Consider the following 14,320-nt stretch of genomic DNA (forward strand, 5'->3'; position numbering starts at 1 on the left):
CCGAAGCGGTGCACCAGGGCCGCCCCCAGGGCCAAAAGCCCCGCCGCCAGAGCGAAGGCCTCCAGGGAAGGGGGCAACAGACCCTCCGCTCCAGGGCCACCCAGGTGGGGCGGTGGTGGGCCAGGGCGGCCAGGAGGGCTTGGCGGCCTTCCGGGGTGTTGGGGAAGCGGAGTCGGGTGGGCTTGGCGGTGGTGGAGACCAGGGCCAGGTCCAGGTGGGGCTTGCTGATGTCAATGCCTGCGCAGAGCATGGTCCTTCTCCTTTGGGTAGACTGAGGGAGGTGGCCACCCGACCCCGTGGGCCGTCCATGTGGATGCGGTCTTTGACGACCGGGATACTGTGCGGCGGGGAGGCCGGGGCGGGTGGCTACCGATCAAAGTCGCGGGCGTGGGAGCCCGGCAACATAGGCGGTAGGACCTCCCTCAGAGGGCAAGATACATTGCAACATGGGGTGCTCAAGTCGGGGCTGTGGAAGGGCTTTTCTGGGGCCCCCACCGCGGCTTTTGCCGCGGCGGGGTACTTAGCGGGACATCCTTCCCCACAACCTCCCCTAAACTTGGGTTTAGGAGCCGCTTCTTCCTAGGGTCGGACTTCGCCCACCTTTTTTATCAATCAACTTGACAATATCCATGTTAGGTGATATGCTAGCTTTAGCGAGAGGAGGTAGGGGATGAACCTGGAACGCTGGACCCAAGCCGCCCGCGAAGCCCTGGCCCAGGCCCAGGTCCTGGCCCGGAAGCTTCAGCACCAGGCCATAGACACCCCCCACCTCTGGGCCGTCCTGCTGAAGGACCCTGGAGGGCTTCCCTGGCGGCTTTTGGAGAAGGCCGGGGCCGACCCCAAGGCCCTGAAGGAGCTCATGGAGCGGGAGCTTTCCCGCCTCCCCAAGGTGGAGGGGGCCGAGGGCGGGCAGTACCTGACGACCCGGCTTTCCGGGGCCTTTAACCGGGCCGAGGCCCTGATGGAGGAGCTCAAGGACCGCTTTGTGGCCCTGGACACCCTGGTCCTGGCCTTGGCCGAGGCCACCCCGGGCCTTCCCGGCCTCGAGCCCCTGAAACGAGCCCTTTTGGAACTCAGAGGAGGTAAGACCGTGCAGACGGAACACGCGGAGAGCACCTACAACGCTTTGGAGCAGTACGGCATTGACCTGACGGCCTTGGCCGCCCAGGGCAAGCTGGACCCGGTCATCGGCCGGGACGAGGAGATCCGGCGCACCATCCAGATCCTCCTCCGGCGCACCAAGAACAACCCGGTCCTGATCGGCGAGCCCGGCGTGGGCAAGACGGCCATCGTGGAGGGCCTCGCCCAGCGCATCGTCAAAGGGGACGTGCCCGAGGGCCTCAAGGGCAAGCGCATCATCTCCTTGCAGATGGGCTCCCTCCTGGCCGGGGCCAAGTACCGGGGCGAGTTTGAGGAGCGCCTGAAGGCGGTCATCCAGGAGGTGGTGGCGAGCCAGGGGGAGATCATCCTCTTCATTGACGAGATCCACACCGTGGTGGGCGCCGGCAAGGCCGAGGGGGCCGTGGACGCCGGCAACATGCTGAAGCCCGCCCTGGCCCGCGGGGAGCTCAGGCTCATCGGGGCCACCACCTTGGACGAGTACCGGGAGATTGAGAAGGACCCCGCCCTGGAGAGGCGCTTCCAGCCCGTCTACGTGGAAGAGCCCAGCGTGGAGGACACCATCTCCATCCTGCGGGGCATCAAGGAGAAGTACGAGGTCCACCACGGGGTGCGCATCTCCGACCCCGCCCTGGTGGCGGCGGCGGTTCTCTCCCACCGCTACATCACGGAAAGGCGCCTCCCCGACAAGGCCATTGACCTCATTGACGAGGCGGCGGCCAGGCTCCGCATGGCCTTGGAGAGCGCTCCCGAGGAGATAGACACCCTGGAGCGCAAGAAGCTCCAGCTGGAGATTGAGCGGGAAGCCCTGAAGAAGGAGAAGGACCCAGACTCCCTAGAGCGCCTCAAGGCCATTGAGGCCGAGATCGCCGAGCTCACCAAGGAGATTGAGAAGCTCAAGGCCGAGTGGGAAGCCGAGAGGGAGATCCTGAAGAAGCTCCGCGAGGCCCAGCACCGCCTGGACGAGGTGAGGCGGGAGATTGAGCTGGCCGAGCGCCACTACGCCCTGAACCGGGCCGCCGAGCTCCGCTACGGGGAGCTTCCCCGCCTCGAGGCCGAGGTGGAAGCCCTCTCCGAGAAGCTCAAGAACGCCCGCTTCGTCCGCCTGGAGGTCACCGAGGAGGACATCGCCGAGATCGTCTCCCGCTGGACGGGGATCCCCGTGGCCAAGCTCCTGGAAGGCGAGCGGGAGAAGCTCCTGAGGCTTGAGGAGGAGCTCCACAAGCGGGTGGTGGGCCAGGACGAGGCCATAAGGGCCGTGGCCGATGCCATCCGCCGCGCCCGGGCCGGCCTCAAGGACCCGAACCGCCCCATCGGGAGCTTCCTCTTCCTGGGCCCCACGGGCGTGGGCAAGACCGAGCTGGCCAAGACCCTGGCCGCCACCCTCTTTGACACCGAGGAGGCCATGGTCCGCATTGACATGACGGAGTACATGGAGAAGCACGCCGTCAGCCGCCTCATCGGGGCCCCTCCCGGCTACGTGGGCTACGAGGAAGGGGGCCAGCTCACCGAGGCCGTCCGCCGGCGGCCCTACACCGTCATCCTCTTTGACGAGATTGAGAAGGCCCATCCCGACGTCTTCAACATCCTCCTGCAGATCCTGGACGACGGCCGCCTCACCGACAGCCACGGGCGCACCGTGGACTTCCGCAACACCGTCATCATCCTGACCTCCAACCTGGGTAGCCCCCTCATCCTGGAGGGCATCCAGAAGGGTCTGCCCTACGAGCGGATCCGCGACGAGGTCTTCGGCGTCCTGCAGAAGCACTTCCGCCCCGAGTTCCTGAACCGGCTGGACGAGATCGTGGTCTTCCGGCCCCTCTCCCGGGAGCAGATCCGCCAGATCGTGGACATCCAGCTCGCCAACCTCCGGGCGAGGCTTTCGGAAAAGCGGATCACCCTGGAACTCAGCGAGGCCGCCAAGGACTTCCTGGCCCAAAGGGGCTACGACCCCGTCTTCGGCGCCAGGCCCCTGAAGCGGGTCATTCAGCGGGAGCTGGAAACCCCCCTGGCCAAGAAGATCCTGGCCGGGGAGATCAAGGAGGGGGACCGGGTCCTGGTGGACGTGGGCCTCGAGGGCCTCTCCTTCCGCGCCGCCGAGCGCATCTCGGCCTGAGGAGGCGCCATGGGCGTGGTGGAGATCCTGCAAAAGGCTTACCAGGATGAGCTTTTAGACGCCCTTCGGGCAGAGCGGGCGGCGGAAGGGGTGCCCTACCCCCACCTCAAGGCCCGCCTCCTGGAGGTGGCGAAAAGGGAGCGGGCCCACGCCGAGGCCCTGGCCGAGGCCCTCCACCGCCTGAAGGCGCCCCTCCCTCCCACCCCCAAGGCGGAGGAGGTGGGGTGGGAGGGGCTGGACCGGGCCTACTACCTGGAGAGCACCCTCCCCGACCCCGAGCTGGAGGCCCTCTTCACCCGGCTCGGCCAGGAGGAGAAGCTGAACCAGGAAGCCATCCGCCAGGTGGTGGCCCTTTTGGGAGGTGGGGTATGATCGGCAAGGAAGAGGTCCGGCGCATCAAGGAGTCCCTGAAGGACCTGAAGACCCCGGCTTTATCCCTCTATCTGGACATCAACCCCGCCAAGCCCGACAACGCCGGCAGGGCCTACGCCCTCAGGGCCAAGGACGCCATGAAGGCCCTCGCCGTGCCCGAGGCCCTGGCGGAAAAGGTCCTGGAGCTTTTGCAGCACGAGGTCATCCAGGCCAAGACCCTGGCCCTCTTCGCCGATCAGGAGCGCCTGGAGCTTTTCCCCTTGCAGGTGGAGCTCCCCCTGGTGAGGGCGGTGAAGACGGCCTTTGTGGACGAGAAGACGAGCCGCCTCCTCACCGACGGGGCCCTGGCCCACTACGGGGAGCCCTTCCTCCTTCCCCTGGTCTACGCCCTGGACGAGTACGAGCGCTACGGCGTGGTCTACGTGGACCAGGAGCGCTGGCGGGTCTTTGAGGTCTTCCTGGGCGAGATCGCCGAGGTCAAGGATGCCTTCCTGGCCCTGGACACCGAGGCCTGGCGCCGCCTCTCCCTGGACGCCCCAGGCCGCCGCTTCAACCTGGGCGGCATCGCCCGGGGCGGGGCGGGGCAGGACCTCTTCGCCAAGCGCCTGGCCGCCTGGGAGGAGCGCTTCTACAAGGCCCTGGCCCACGAGCTGGTAAGGCACGTGGAGGAGAGGGGCTTCACCCGCCTCCTCCTCATGGGCCCTGAGGAGCACACCAAGCTCTTCCTGGGCTACCTGCCCAAGCGCCTTAAGGAGAAAGTGGTGGCGGAGCTTCCCTCCCTGCCCCACCCCGGCGCAAGCCCAGGCGAAGTCCTGAAGCGCCTTGAGCCCGTCTTGGAGGAGGTGGAGCGCCAAGCGGAGGTGAGGCTTCTGGAGGAACTGGAGGAGGCCTACCCCAAGGCGGCCTTCGGCCCCGAGGTCCTGGCCCGGGTCCAGGAAGGCCGGGTGGAGCTTTGGGTCCTGCCTTGGCACCTGGAAAAGGAGCTCTACGCCTGCGACGGCCTCTATCTGGCCGAGGAGGCCCAGGCCCTGGCCTACTGCCAGAACCCCGAGAAAAAGCCCCTGGCCGTGGTCCTTCCCGAGCTCGCCGCCGGGTACGCGGCCAAGCTAGAGTTCGTGCGCGGCGAGGCGGAAAGAAGGCTTCTTGAGCGCGGTGGCATGGCCGCGCTCTTGAGGTGGTGAAAGGAGGTAGCAAGATGATCCGGTTTGATCCTTTCAGGGAGCTGGAGGAGTTGCAGGAGAGGCTGGTCCGGACGCTGGGCGCGCCCCAGCAGGGGCCCAGGGTGTACGCCCCCCTGGTGGACGTGATGGAGGACGGCGAGGGGCTTCACCTCCTCGTCTACCTCCCCGGGGTGGATCCCGAGAAGGTGGAGGTCGTGGCCGAGGAAGGGGTCCTCTCGGTGAAGGCCGAAAGGCCCTTTGAGAAGAAGGAGGGCGTGGCCTACCACCGCCTCGAGGGCCCCTACGGCACCTTCGCCCGGAGCTTCAACATCCCGGCCACCTACGACCTCTCCCGGGTGCAGGCCCGCTTCCGCCACGGGGTGCTCCACCTTCTGGTCCCCAGGGCCGAGGAGACCAAGCCCAAGAAGATCCAGGTGCAGGTGGAGTAAAGGAGGTGCCTTATGCGGAGGACGGTGCGCTACATCCTGGCCACGTCTAACCCCATGGGGGACCTGGAGGCTTTGGAGAAGTTCGTCAAGGTGGCCCCGGACACCGGGGCGGACGCCGTGGTGGTCATCGGCAACCTGATGCCCAAGACCGCCAAGAGCCGGGACTACGCCGCTTTCTTCCACATCCTCTCCGAAACCCACCTCCCCACCGCCTACATCCCCGGGCCGGAGGACGCCCCCATTTGGGAATACCTGCGGGAGGCCGCCAACACCGAACTGGTCCGCCCCGAGATGCGGAACGTCCACGAAACCTTTACCTTCTGGAAGGGGCCCTACCTGGTGGCCGGCGCGGGCGGGGAGATCCTGGACGACGGCGAGCCCGAGGAGAAGGAGGCCCTCCGCTACCCCGCCTGGGTGGCCGAGTACCACCTGAAAACCCTGTGGGAGCTCAAGGATTACCCCAAGATCTTCCTCTTCTACACCCGGCCCTTCCACAAGGGCCTGGGAGAGGGCGGCTCCCACGAGGTGGCCCACCTCATCAAGACCCATAACCCCCTGGTGGCCCTCGTGGCGGGCCGGGGCCAGAAGCACGAGATGCTGGGGGCGAGCTGGGTGGTGGTCCCCGGGGACCTCTCCGAGGGGGAGTACAGCCTTCTGGACCTCCGGTCCAGGAAGCTGGAGACGGGGAACGTCCGCTAAGGAAAGGCCCCGCCTTTAGGCGGGGCCTTATACCCCATGCTGGCCCAAGCCAGCATGGGGGCCCCGGCAAAAGGTTCCTGGGGAAGTTACCAGGCATGGTGAGGAAACAAGGGTATTCCTTATGAGCACCGTCACCTGCACCAACTGCGGCGCCAAAAACCGCCTCCGCACCCCTCCTCCCGGCCAGGTGCCCGTCTGCGGGGCCTGCAAGAGCCCCCTTCCCTGGATCGTGGAGGCGGGCGAAGGGAGCTTCGCCGCCGAGGTGGCGGGGGCTCCCCTGGTCCTGGTGGACTTCTGGGCAGAGTGGTGCGGCCCCTGCCGCCTGGTGGCCCCGGTTCTGGAGGAGCTGGCCCGGGAGCACGCCGGAAAGCTGAAGGTGGTCAAGGTCAACACCGACCAAAACCCCAGGCTGGCCGCCCAGTACCGGGTGATGTCCATCCCCACCCTGATGCTCTTCCAGAGGGGAAACCCCGTGGCCACCTGGGTGGGCTTCCTGCCCAAGCGGGTTCTAGAGGAAAGGCTCAAGCCCTACCTGGGCTGAGGGAGGGAAGCCATGCTGGAAAAGATCTGGCCCTTTGGCCGTTCCCGCTTCCGCAAAGCGGTGGAGGAGGCTTTGGAAAAGGCCTTCCAGGAGACCGGCGAGGTTCTGGAGCCCCTCTCCGAGCTGTCCGAGTACGAGGACCACTACCTCCTGCGGGTGGAGGTGCCGGGCCTGGGCCCGGAGAACCTGGAGGTGCGCCTCGAGGGGGACCAGCTGGTCATAGAGGGGGAGAAGCGGGAGGAAAAGCGCGCCAAGCACCTAGCGGAGATCGTCTACGGCCGCATCTACCGGGCCTACCTCCTGCCCAAGGACGCCAAGAAGGAGGGCCTGGAAGCCCGCCTCAAAAGGGGCGTGCTGGAGATCAAGATCCCCCGGGAAAAGCGTCCTCAGGAGCCCCCCCTCAGGATCCCGGTAGAGGAGGCCTAAGTGCCCCGCCGTGGCAAGAGCCACGGCGGGGGCCCCAGAAAAGCTCTTCCACAGCCCAGACTTGGGCACCTCATGTTGCGAAACCAAAGTGCAGGCACTTAGGCCCCCGGCCTCTTTGTGGGCGCCCTAATAGCAAAAGACTTGACACAGACAGACTTAAAACCTAAACTTGCCTTCGGGGTGGTGTTATGTTGATGAAAATCGCCGAGTTTGAGAAGCTCTTCCGCCTGGCCGCCGGTCTTGACGTGGACAAGGACGATTTAAAGCGCCTTTCCGACTTCCTCCGCAACAAGATTCACGACCTCTTGGTGGTGGCGGAAAGGAACGCCAAGTACAACGGCCGGGACATCATCTTTGAGCCCGACCTGCCCATCACCAAGGGCCTCCAGGAGACCATCCGGGAGTTCCGCCAGATGGACGTGGCCCTGGAGCTGAAGCCCGTGCTGGACGCCCTGGCCGCCTTGCCCCCTCTGGACCTCACCGTTTCCGAGGACGTGGAAAGGCTCCTGCCCGAGATCGCCGGGGCCTTGGTGGTGGCCTACGCCCGGGTCCTCAAGGAGCTGGACCCCGCCCTCAAGAACCCTCAGACCCAGCACCACGAGCGGGCGGAGCGGGTCTTCAACCTCCTCCTTTAGGATGGCCCAGGACCTCCTCCTCAGCCTTTACCGGAGGGCCACCCAGTTGGTCTTCAACCTGGTGGTGGTGGCCCTCCTCATCGGGCTCTTCGTGGGCGTGGTCCGGACCTTCTTGGAGCTGGGCCTCACCGTCACCGAGCCCACGGTGCGGCTGGGGTTAAAGGACCTGGTCACCAACGTCCTCAGCTTGGTGATCGTCCTGGAGCTGGTCCGGGTCTTCGTGGAGTACTTTGAGTTTGAAAGGGTGCGCCTCGAGGTCCTGCTGGAGATCGCCGTGGCCCTCACCCTGCGGGAGCTTCTCCTGAACCTCTTCGCCGAGAAGCTTTCGGGCCTGGACCTCTTCCTCTGGACCCTGGGCATCCTGGCCCTGGTGGCGGGGCGCACCCTGGCGGTGCGGTTTTCCCCTAGGAGGTCGGCATGAAGGTGGAAGAGGTGGCCCTGCCTGGCGTGGGGCGGAAGTTCACCATCACGGTGGCAAGCGGGGACCGGCTGGTCATCGTGGTGCACAGCTCGGGCAAGCGGGAGCTTCAGTACTTTGAGGCGGGAGAGGACGATGAGCCGAGGGCGGCTTTGGACCTCACCGACGAGGAGGCCCGGGAGGTGGGGGCCATTCTGGCCGGGGTCCTCTTCCACCCCGAGGCGGTGGGGGACACCCAGAGCAAGCTGGGCCAGAAGGTCATTGAGTGGATCAAGGTCCTGCCGGGCTCCCGGCTCGCGGGCAAGCGGGTGGGCGAGATCCCCCTGCCCCCCGGGGCCCACCTCCTGGCCGTGGACCGGCCCGGGGCGCCCCTGGTGCCGAACCCGGGGCCGGAGGTGGTCCTGGAGGTGGGGGACACCCTGGTGGTGGCGGGCACCCGGGAGGCGGTGGAAGCCCTGAAGAGGAGCCTCTGATGCACCCTTCCCTGGAGGCCTTCGCTCTGGCGGCGGGGCTTTTGGCCCTGGGGGCGGCCTTGGTGCACCGCTTCGGCTTCCCGCCCCTTCCTGTCTACCTCCTCACGGGCCTCCTCATGGGCCACCGTCTCCCCGTGGAGGAGCTGGAACCCCTCCCCTCCTTGGGGCTTCTCCTCCTCCTCTTCTCCGTGGGCCTGGAGTTCGGCCCCGACCGGCTGAAGGAGCTTTCCGGCCGGGCCACCCGGGCTGGCCTCTACGATGCCCTGGCCCTCCCTCTGGGCTTTCTCCTGGGCCTTCTTGCCGGGCTGGACGCCCGGGGGGCCGCGCTCCTCGCCGGCATCATCTACATAAGCTCCAGCGCCGTCATCGTCAAGCTGATCATTGACCTGCGCCGGGCCGCTAACCCGGAAAGCGAGGTGGTCCTGGGGGTCTTGGTGCTGGAGGACCTGGTCATCGCCCTTCTTCTCGCCCTTCTGGGCGGGCATGGGCCGGGAGGGGTTCTGGCCGGGGTGCTTCTGGCCCTGGCCTACCTGGCCTTCGCCCGCCTCCTGGGACCCCACTTGGTGCGCCTCATGGAGAGCTTCTCCGATGAGCTGGTCCTCCTCCTGGGTGCCGCCTTCACCACCGGCACCGCCCTCCTCTTTCACGCCCTGGGGGCCTCGGAAGGCGTGGGGGCCTTCCTCTCCGGGATGATCGCCGCCTCCTTGGGCCTCAGGGAGAGGCTGGAGCACCTCTTCGGGCCGGTGCGGGACCTGGGGGTGGCCCTCTTCTTCCTGGTGGTGGGGGCCGAGGCCACGGGCCTCCTGCGGGGCCTCACCCCCGTGGGCGCGGGCCTGGCCCTTTTGGGGCTTCTCCTCAAGCTCCCCCTCAACCACCTGGGCGGGGCCAGGGCGGGCCTGGGCCGGAAGCGGCGGCTTTACGCCGCCCTTTACCTGGTCCCCCGGGGGGAGTTCAACCTGGTCCTGGGTAGCCTGGCCTTGGCCCAGGGCTACCCGCTGGTGGCCCAGGTGGCGGTGCTCATGGTCCTCCTCTCCGTCCCTCTTGGGGCCCTCCTGATCCGCTTCGCCCCCGAGATCGGGCAGGCCCTTTTCCCCAAGGAGAAGAAGCGCCCGGTCTCGGCCAGGCCTGGCTGAGGCCCGCCTTGGCATCTTATCTACCCTTGAAGTAAGCTGACCCTCGGAGGCACCTATGGACATCTTTTTCCAGCTCTTCTGGCTCTTTTTCATCCTTTCCGCCCTCAGCCCCTACCTGCAACAGCAGATGCTCCTTGGGACCAGGGCCAGGAAGATCGCCGAGCTAGAGAAGAAGCGGAAAAGCCGGGTCATCACCCTGATCCACCGCCAGGAGGCGGTGAGCTTTTTGGGCATCCCCATCAGCCGCTTCATCAACATTGACGACTCGGAGCAGGTCCTGAGGGCCATCCGCCTCACCGACAAGAACGTGCCCATAGACCTCGTCCTCCACACCCCGGGGGGCTTGGTGCTGGCGGCGGAGCAGATCGCCGAGGCCCTCCTCCGCCACCCCGCCAAGGTCACGGTCTTCGTCCCCCACTACGCCATGTCCGGGGGGACCCTGATCGCCCTGGCCGCTGACGAGATCGTCATGGACGAAAACGCCGTCTTAGGCCCCGTGGACCCCCAGCTGGGCCAGTACCCCGCCGCCAGCGTCCTCAAGGTCCTGGAGAAGAAGCCCATACAGGAGATTGACGACCAGACCCTGATCCTGGCCGACGTGGCCGAGAAGGCCCTGAGGCAGGTCAAGGCCACGGTGAAGAACCTCCTCAAAAAGCACATGCCCGAGGATAAGGCCGAGGAGGTGGCCCACATCCTCTCCCAGGGCACCTGGACCCACGACTACCCCATTGACGTGGCCCAGGCCCGGGAGCTGGGGCTCAGGGTCTCCACGGAGATGCCCCTCGAGGTCTACGAACTCATGGACCTCTACCCCCAGCCCCAGGGGCAGCGGCCCAGCGTCCAGTACGTGCCCCTCCCCTACCGCCAAGGAGGCCAGCCGGGAGGCCGCTAGGTGTTCCCCCTCTACGACCTCAACTACGCCCGCCGCCCCGCCTGGGTGGTCAAGGGCCTGGTCCTGGCCAACGCCCTGGCCTTCCTCCTGGAGCTGGCTTGGGGCCTGGAGGCCGTGGTCCAGGCCTACGGCTTCGTCCCCGCCCTCTTTTTCCAGGACCCCCTGGGACAGGGGTACCGCCTCTTTACCAGCATGTTCCTCCACGGAGGGTTCTTCCACATCCTCTCCAACATGTGGTTCCTCTGGGTCTTCGGGGACAACGTGGAGGACCGGATGGGCCACGGGCGCTTCCTCGTCTTCTACCTCCTGGGCGGGGTGGCGGCCGCCTTGGCCCAGGGCCTCTTCACGCCCGCCTCCACCGTGCCCATGATCGGGGCCAGCGGGGCGGTCTCCGCCGTCTTGGGAGCCTACTACGTCCTCTTCCCCCGGGCCTACGTGGTCTCCGTGGTCCTCTTCATCTTCCCCCTCTTCGTCACCTTCCCGGCGGGGGTCTACCTGGGGTACTGGGCCTTCCTCCAGCTCTTCCAGGGGCTTTTGGGCCTGCCGGGGGTGGCCTGGTGGGCCCACCTGGGGGGGTTCCTCTTTGGGGTCTACGCTGGCCCCCGCATGGCCCGGCGCCCGCGGCGCTGGTAGACTTTAGGCCATGAAGGTCGCCGAGGTCATGACCAGGGCTCCGGAGACCCTGAGCCCCAAAGCCACGTTGGCAGAGGCCGCCCGCAAAATCCTGGAAACGCGCTACGGGGGCTTCCCGGTGGTGGACGAAATAGGCCGCCTGGTGGGGCTCCTTCAGGTGGAGGAGCTCCTCCCCAGGCCGGAGAACGTCCCCTTTTCCGACGTGGAGGCCCTACAGCTTTTCGGGGAATGGGTGGACGAGGATACCCTTCAAGAGATCTACCGCCGCTACCAGAGCACCCCGGTGGAGGCGGTGATGCTCAAGGAGATCCCCCGGGTCCACCCGGAGGACCCCCTGGGGAAGGCCCTTCAGGTTCTCCTCACCACGGAGGTCCGCCACCTCCCCGTGGTGGACCAGGAGGATAAGGTAGTGGGCATCCTCACCCGGAGCGACATTCTGAAACTGATCCTGGGGAGGCAGTGATGCACGGCGCGGGGCACATCCTGGAGGTCTTCTACCTCCTCCTGGCGGCCCAGGTTATGGCCTACGTCTTTAAGCGCCTGAACCAGCCCGTGGTCATCGGGGAGGTGCTAGCGGGCATCCTAGTGGGCCCGGCCCTTCTGGGCCTGGTGCACGAGGGAGAGGTCCTGGAGTTTTTGGCCGAGCTCGGGGCCATCTTCCTCCTCTTCATGGTGGGCCTGGAGACCCGGCTCAAGGACATCCTGGCCGTGGGCAAGGAGGCCTTTTTGGTGGCGGTTTTGGGGGTGGCCTTCCCCTTCGTGGGGGGGTACCTTTACGGCCTCCAGATCGGCTTTCAGACCCTCCCCGCCCTCTTCCTGGGCACCGCCTTGGTGGCCACCAGCGTGGGCATCACCGCCAGGGTCCTGCAGGAGCTCGGGGTCCTCTCCCGCCCTTATGCCCGGGTCATCCTGGGGGCGGCGGTCATTGACGATATCCTGGGCCTCATCGTCCTGGCGGTGGTGAACGGGGTGGCCAGGACGGGGCAGGTGGAAACAGGGGCCATCGCGCAACTGGTGGTCCTCTCCGTCGTCTTCGTGGGCCTGGCCGTCCTCCTCTCCACCCTGGTGGCCCGCCTGCCCCTAGACCGGCTTCCCGTGGGCAGCCCCCTGGGCTTCGCCCTGGCCCTGGGGGTGGGGATGGCGGCCTTGGCGGCCAGCATCGGGCTGGCCCCCATCGTGGGGGCCTTTTTGGGGGGGATGCTCCTCTCCGAGGTGCGGGAGAAGTACAAGCTGGAGGAACCCATCTTCGCCGTGGAGAGCTTCCTGGCCCCCATCTTCTTCGCCATGGTGGGGGTGCGGCTGGAGCTTTCCGCCCTGGCAAGCCCCGCCGTCCTCCTGGCGGGGAGCGTGGTGACGGTGATCGCCATCCTGGGCAAGGTCCTGGGCGGGTTCCTGGGGGCCCTCACCCAGGGGGTGCGGAGCGCCCTCACCGTGGGGGTGGGCATGGCCCCCCGGGGGGAGGTGGGCCTGATCGTGGCCGCTTTGGGCCTGGCGGCCGGGGCGGTCAACGAAGAGGAGTACGCCATCGTCCTCTTCATGGTGGTCTTCACGACCCTCTTCGCCCCCTTTGCCCTCAAGCCCCTCATCGCCTGGACGGAGCGGGGGGCTAAGGGATAGCCCGGTAGGCGGCGTAGGCGGAGAGGACCTTGGCCAGGTACTCCCGGGGCTCGTCCCGCTCCTGGAAGCGGAGGAAGGGGTATAGCCCCCCTTGCTGCGCTATCCCCCTCAGGGTGTAGCCGATGCCGCCGTTATAGGCGGTGAGGGCGCAGGCCACCCGCTCCAGGCCCGCGAAGGCCCCGCACCGCTCCAGGAGCCAGGCCAGGTAGCGGGCGGCGTAGCGGATGGCGCTTTCGGGGTCAAAGGGGTCGGCGGGGGGCTCCCCCAGCATCCGGGCCACATCGGCCCAGGTGCCCCTGAGGAACTGGGCCAGGCCCAAGGCCCCCGTGGGGCTCACCGCCTGAGGGTCAAAGCGGCTTTCCACGTGGAAGAGGGCGTAGAGGAGGTCGGGGTCAAGGCCCTCCTTCCTGGCGTAGGCCTCCACCCACGCCCGGTAGGGCCGGGGGTAGGCCAAAGCGGTGGGCCAGGCGGCCCGGATCCCCTCCCGGTACATCCCCAGGCGGTACAAGAGGGGGACCAGGGAGGGCCAGTCCCGGGACCGGGTCCAGAGGGCGTAGCGGACCTCCCCCCGGGCGTAGGCCTCCTTCCCGGCCGCCACCAGGGCCGCCACCTGGGGGGCCTCCGGGGGCGGGGGGCCTTCCGAAGCGGGCGGAGGCGGGGACGGGGTCTTGCCCAGGAGGAGGCCAAGCCCTCCCTGAAGCCGGGCGTAGGCCTCCTCCCTGGCCTCCTCGAGGCCCAGCTCCCCCGCCAAAACGTAGGCCCTGAGGGCGGCGTCGTCGGCGTAGAGGCTGTCCCCCTGGGCCAGGTTTAGGTAAAGCTCCAGGGCCTCTTTTCTGAGCCCCAGGCGCTCCAGAAGGGCCGTAGCCCGCCAAAGGCCCTCGGGGGTGCTCCTCCGGTAGGCCTCCACGGCCTCCAGCCAAAGCCCCATCTCCTCCAGAACCCGCCCCTGGCCCAAGCGGGCCTCGGGGTGGTCGTAGCGGGCGAAGGCCATAAGGGCTTCCTTCCGCTGCCCCAGCCGCCACAGGGCGTACCCCAGGCCCAGGTACCCCCTGGGGTCCGCCTCCGCCCAGGCCCGGTAGAAGGGCAGGGCCTCCCGGTAGCGCCCCAGGCGGAAGAGGGCCTGGGCCCTCAGGTCGGGCCGCTGGTCAGAAGGGAGGACCGCCAGCAGGGCCTCATAGGCCCGCCCCCGGAAGAGGGCCTCCCAAAGCCTCTCCCCCTCCCCCAGGCGGAGGAGGGCGGCCACGGCCTCGGGCTCGGGCAGAAGCCTCTCCCAGGCGGAAAAGGCCCGGGGGTCTTTGGCCCATTCCAGAAGGGGCGCCGCCACCCGCCAGGCGGGCTTGGCCTCCCAACCGGGCTCCAAGGCCCTCACCCCCTCCAGGAAGAGGGCGTAGCGCCAGGCGTACTCCGCCCGCTCGGCCAAGGGGACCTCCTCCCGCTGGGCCAGGCGGGAGCCCGCCAAGAGGGCGGCGTACCCCCCGCCCTGGGCCACCTGGCGCAGGGCCTCGAGCCTCCCCGTCTCCAGAAGGGCGTAGGCCTCGGGCAGGCCCTGGGCCCGGCAGGCGAAGAGAAGGAAGAGAAGCCACCAAAGCCGCACCCTCCCACCCTAACAGGCCCCGCCTGAGAAGCCTTAGAGGGAG

16 protein-coding genes and 1 pseudogene are annotated in these 14,320 nt (G+C 67.6%); 15 read left to right on the forward strand and 2 right to left on the reverse strand.

Annotated features, from left to right (window positions below; genetic code table 11):
• Positions 1 to 250 (reverse strand): annotated as a pseudogene (locus BVI061214_RS13640) (hypothetical protein); the annotation flags it as partial.
• A 420-nt stretch (positions 251 to 670) separates the two neighbouring features.
• Between BVI061214_RS13640 and clpB the strand changes: the two are divergent.
• From clpB to BVI061214_RS01665, 15 genes are all read left to right on the forward strand, one after another.
• Positions 671 to 3,235, forward strand: a complete 2,565-nt coding sequence (gene clpB / locus BVI061214_RS01595) for an ATP-dependent chaperone ClpB (protein WP_053767023.1) — start codon at positions 671 to 673, stop codon at positions 3,233 to 3,235.
• 9 nt (positions 3,236 to 3,244) lie between these two features.
• Positions 3,245 to 3,607 (forward strand): ferritin family protein, encoded by a 363-nt coding sequence (locus tag BVI061214_RS01600; RefSeq protein WP_053767024.1) that lies wholly within the window; start codon positions 3,245 to 3,247, stop codon positions 3,605 to 3,607.
• Positions 3,604 to 4,788, forward strand: coding sequence for a VLRF1 family aeRF1-type release factor (locus BVI061214_RS01605; protein ID WP_053767025.1), 1,185 nt, complete (start codon positions 3,604 to 3,606; stop codon positions 4,786 to 4,788). The genes BVI061214_RS01600 and BVI061214_RS01605 overlap by 4 nt, the downstream gene beginning before the upstream one ends.
• A gap of 14 nt (positions 4,789 to 4,802) precedes the next feature.
• Positions 4,803 to 5,216 (forward strand): Hsp20/alpha crystallin family protein, encoded by a 414-nt coding sequence (locus BVI061214_RS01610; RefSeq protein WP_053767026.1) that lies wholly within the window; start codon positions 4,803 to 4,805, stop codon positions 5,214 to 5,216.
• A gap of 12 nt (positions 5,217 to 5,228) precedes the next feature.
• Positions 5,229 to 5,915, forward strand: coding sequence for a metallophosphoesterase family protein (locus BVI061214_RS01615; protein WP_003049387.1), 687 nt, complete (start codon positions 5,229 to 5,231; stop codon positions 5,913 to 5,915).
• Between the two features lie 121 nt (positions 5,916 to 6,036).
• A complete protein-coding gene (trxA, locus tag BVI061214_RS01620; protein ID WP_053767027.1) occupies positions 6,037 to 6,456 on the forward strand; it encodes a thioredoxin in 420 nt (139 codons plus the stop codon).
• Positions 6,457 to 6,468: 12 nt separating this feature from the next.
• On the forward strand, positions 6,469 to 6,882 hold the full coding sequence (locus BVI061214_RS01625) for an Hsp20/alpha crystallin family protein (protein ID WP_053767028.1): 414 nt from the start codon (positions 6,469 to 6,471) through the stop codon (positions 6,880 to 6,882).
• Positions 6,883 to 7,070: 188 nt separating this feature from the next.
• Positions 7,071 to 7,517, forward strand: coding sequence for a DUF1931 family protein (locus tag BVI061214_RS01630; RefSeq protein WP_053767029.1), 447 nt, complete (start codon positions 7,071 to 7,073; stop codon positions 7,515 to 7,517).
• A 1-nt stretch (position 7,518) separates the two neighbouring features.
• The gene (locus tag BVI061214_RS01635) at positions 7,519 to 7,938 is read left to right on the forward strand and encodes a phosphate-starvation-inducible PsiE family protein (protein ID WP_053767030.1); all 420 of its coding nucleotides are present in this window, start codon (positions 7,519 to 7,521) and stop codon (positions 7,936 to 7,938) included.
• Positions 7,935 to 8,408, forward strand: coding sequence for a cation:proton antiporter regulatory subunit (locus tag BVI061214_RS01640; protein ID WP_053767031.1), 474 nt, complete (start codon positions 7,935 to 7,937; stop codon positions 8,406 to 8,408). The genes BVI061214_RS01635 and BVI061214_RS01640 overlap by 4 nt, the downstream gene beginning before the upstream one ends.
• Positions 8,408 to 9,541: a cation:proton antiporter gene (locus tag BVI061214_RS01645; protein WP_053767032.1), complete on the forward strand. Its 1,134-nt coding sequence runs from the start codon at positions 8,408 to 8,410 to the stop codon at positions 9,539 to 9,541. Before BVI061214_RS01640 ends, BVI061214_RS01645 begins: the two co-directional genes overlap by 1 nt.
• Before the next feature lie 55 nt (positions 9,542 to 9,596).
• The gene (locus BVI061214_RS01650) at positions 9,597 to 10,433 is read left to right on the forward strand and encodes an SDH family Clp fold serine proteinase (RefSeq protein WP_053767033.1); all 837 of its coding nucleotides are present in this window, start codon (positions 9,597 to 9,599) and stop codon (positions 10,431 to 10,433) included.
• Positions 10,434 to 11,066 (forward strand): rhomboid family intramembrane serine protease, encoded by a 633-nt coding sequence (locus tag BVI061214_RS01655; RefSeq protein ID WP_053767034.1) that lies wholly within the window; start codon positions 10,434 to 10,436, stop codon positions 11,064 to 11,066.
• A 10-nt stretch (positions 11,067 to 11,076) separates the two neighbouring features.
• On the forward strand, positions 11,077 to 11,529 hold the full coding sequence (locus BVI061214_RS01660; RefSeq protein WP_053767035.1) for a CBS domain-containing protein: 453 nt from the start codon (positions 11,077 to 11,079) through the stop codon (positions 11,527 to 11,529).
• Positions 11,529 to 12,683 carry a cation:proton antiporter gene (locus tag BVI061214_RS01665; protein ID WP_053767036.1) on the forward strand — a complete coding sequence of 385 codons (1,155 nt, stop codon included), beginning with the start codon at positions 11,529 to 11,531 and terminating at the stop codon, positions 12,681 to 12,683. The genes BVI061214_RS01660 and BVI061214_RS01665 overlap by 1 nt, the downstream gene beginning before the upstream one ends.
• Here BVI061214_RS01665 and BVI061214_RS01670 read toward each other — a convergent pair.
• Positions 12,673 to 14,277 (reverse strand): transglycosylase SLT domain-containing protein, encoded by a 1,605-nt coding sequence (locus tag BVI061214_RS01670; RefSeq protein WP_053767037.1) that lies wholly within the window; start codon positions 14,275 to 14,277, stop codon positions 12,673 to 12,675. The two genes, BVI061214_RS01665 and BVI061214_RS01670, sit on opposite strands and share 11 nt — an antisense overlap.
• Positions 14,278 to 14,320 lie beyond the last annotated feature (43 nt).

The sequence above is a fragment of the Thermus aquaticus genome, from assembly GCF_001280255.1.
GTDB classification, from domain to species: domain Bacteria; phylum Deinococcota; class Deinococci; order Deinococcales; family Thermaceae; genus Thermus; species Thermus aquaticus.

Excerpts from the sequence above, each read along its gene's own strand:
- clpB (WP_053767023.1), top strand. The coding sequence starts at position 671 with ATGAACCTGGAACGCTGGACCCAAGCCGCCCGCGAAGCCCTGGCCCAG.
- BVI061214_RS01600 (WP_053767024.1), top strand. The coding sequence starts at position 3,245 with ATGGGCGTGGTGGAGATCCTGCAAAAGGCTTACCAGGATGAGCTTTTA.
- BVI061214_RS01605 (WP_053767025.1), top strand. The coding sequence starts at position 3,604 with ATGATCGGCAAGGAAGAGGTCCGGCGCATCAAGGAGTCCCTGAAGGAC.
- BVI061214_RS01610 (WP_053767026.1), top strand. The coding sequence starts at position 4,803 with ATGATCCGGTTTGATCCTTTCAGGGAGCTGGAGGAGTTGCAGGAGAGG.
- BVI061214_RS01615 (WP_003049387.1), top strand. The coding sequence starts at position 5,229 with ATGCGGAGGACGGTGCGCTACATCCTGGCCACGTCTAACCCCATGGGG.
- trxA (WP_053767027.1), top strand. The coding sequence starts at position 6,037 with ATGAGCACCGTCACCTGCACCAACTGCGGCGCCAAAAACCGCCTCCGC.
- BVI061214_RS01625 (WP_053767028.1), top strand. The coding sequence starts at position 6,469 with ATGCTGGAAAAGATCTGGCCCTTTGGCCGTTCCCGCTTCCGCAAAGCG.
- BVI061214_RS01630 (WP_053767029.1), top strand. The coding sequence starts at position 7,071 with ATGTTGATGAAAATCGCCGAGTTTGAGAAGCTCTTCCGCCTGGCCGCC.
- BVI061214_RS01635 (WP_053767030.1), top strand. The coding sequence starts at position 7,519 with ATGGCCCAGGACCTCCTCCTCAGCCTTTACCGGAGGGCCACCCAGTTG.
- BVI061214_RS01640 (WP_053767031.1), top strand. The coding sequence starts at position 7,935 with ATGAAGGTGGAAGAGGTGGCCCTGCCTGGCGTGGGGCGGAAGTTCACC.
- BVI061214_RS01645 (WP_053767032.1), top strand. The coding sequence starts at position 8,408 with ATGCACCCTTCCCTGGAGGCCTTCGCTCTGGCGGCGGGGCTTTTGGCC.
- BVI061214_RS01650 (WP_053767033.1), top strand. The coding sequence starts at position 9,597 with ATGGACATCTTTTTCCAGCTCTTCTGGCTCTTTTTCATCCTTTCCGCC.
- BVI061214_RS01660 (WP_053767035.1), top strand. The coding sequence starts at position 11,077 with ATGAAGGTCGCCGAGGTCATGACCAGGGCTCCGGAGACCCTGAGCCCC.
- BVI061214_RS01665 (WP_053767036.1), top strand. The coding sequence starts at position 11,529 with ATGCACGGCGCGGGGCACATCCTGGAGGTCTTCTACCTCCTCCTGGCG.